We start from the raw sequence: 1,549 nt of genomic DNA on the forward strand, positions 1-1,549 counted from the left end.
TAATCCAATTTCGCTCGCCGCTACTTTCGGAATCTCGGTTGATTTCTCTTCCTCCGGGTACTTAGATGTTTCAGTTCCCCGGGTTTGCCTCGTTATGCTATGTATTCACATAACGATACGTGCTTATGCACGTGGGTTTCCCCATTCAGAAATCCCAGACTCAAATGGTTATTACTACCTAATCTGGGCTTATCGCAAGTTATTACGTCTTTCATCGCCTCTGACTGCCAAGGCATCCACCGTGTACGCTTAGTCACTTAACCATACAACCCCAAAGGGTCTTGCTTAACGCAATACGYTTGCTACAACGTAGTATGACGTTTCCAAGGTGCGCTATCTCTTTATTATGAGTGAGATAACTATTGTTTATTTCCGCTTTAAAAAGCAGAAGCAAGCATCGATTTTGCCGGACTCAAATTTGAATAACATCAGGCAATGATGTTATTCCCAAGAACACTTGAATGTGTGTTGGTACCTAAATCATAAAGACTTAGGATTTGAGAACTTTTAAATTTGATTAACTTAATCAACAGCCTGAGCTGTTTTGTTTTACTTTATAAAAAGTAAACATAATTAAGCTAATCGTCAGCTTTCCAAATTGTTAAAGAGCGAGATTTTTGTAGCAAATAGCTATAAAAAACATTTTCTAATTACTTTCAGTCAAATCGCTTAGGCGACAAAAATTCCAACCAGTATCAATTTCTTGTTCTGGTTTGGAATAACTTTCCAAAAATAGTTAGAGAATGGTGGGCGATACCGGGCTCGAACCAGTGACCCCCTCCTTGTAAGGGAGGTGCTCTCCCAACTGAGCTAATCGCCCACATTTTATTGTTCAGTGGTATGAACATTCTAAGATGGTGGAGCTATGCGGGATCGAACCGCAGACCTCCTGCGTGCAAGGCAGGCGCTCTCCCAGCTGAGCTATAGCCCCATCTTAGGAACTATTTCCTCCTAAAGGAGGAAATGGTGGGTCGTGCAGGATTCGAACCTGCGACCAATTGATTAAAAGTCAACTGCTCTACCAGCTGAGCTAACGACCCAATACTTCAAAAAAGAAGTGGTATCCCGTAGGGGAGTCGAACCCCTGTTACCGCCGTGAAAGGGCGGTGTCCTAGGCCTCTAGACGAACGGGACACTAGATTTACCATCACTAACGTGACAATAAATTGTTGAAATGTCTTGGGAGACATTTCTAATCTCTTTACTTTCTAAACCATATCAATCTGTGTGGACACTCATCGTGAGTAATCTTCGTATAAGGAGGTGATCCAGCCCCAGGTTCCCCTAGGGCTACCTTGTTACGACTTCACCCCAGTCATGAACCACAAAGTGGTGAGCGTCCTCCYCGAAAGGTTAAACTACCCACTTCTTTTGCAGCCCACTCCCATGGTGTGACGGGCGGTGTGTACAAGGCCCGGGAACGTATTCACCGTGACATTCTGATTCACGATTACTAGCGATTCCGACTTCATGGAGTCGAGTTGCAGACTCCAATCCGGACTACGACGCACTTTTTGGGATTCGCTCACCATCGCTGGTTGGCTGCCCT

4 tRNA genes and 2 rRNA genes are annotated in these 1,549 nt (G+C 44.5%); all 6 read right to left on the reverse strand.

Annotated elements, in window-relative coordinates:
* Positions 1-263, reverse strand: a 23S ribosomal RNA gene (locus A9260_RS12460); the annotation flags it as partial.
* 481 nt (positions 264-744) lie between these two features.
* Positions 745-820 (reverse strand) — tRNA-Val (locus A9260_RS12465).
* Between the two features lie 35 nt (positions 821-855).
* Positions 856-931 (reverse strand) — tRNA-Ala (locus A9260_RS12470).
* A 33-nt stretch (positions 932-964) separates the two neighbouring features.
* Positions 965-1,040, reverse strand: a tRNA-Lys gene (locus tag A9260_RS12475).
* An 18-nt stretch (positions 1,041-1,058) separates the two neighbouring features.
* Positions 1,059-1,134: transfer RNA gene (locus A9260_RS12480), tRNA-Glu, on the reverse strand.
* 122 nt (positions 1,135-1,256) lie between these two features.
* Positions 1,257-1,549, reverse strand: a 16S ribosomal RNA gene (locus A9260_RS12485); the annotation flags it as partial.

Source organism: Vibrio sp. UCD-FRSSP16_30, from assembly GCF_001676025.1.
Taxonomy (GTDB): domain Bacteria; phylum Pseudomonadota; class Gammaproteobacteria; order Enterobacterales; family Vibrionaceae; genus Vibrio.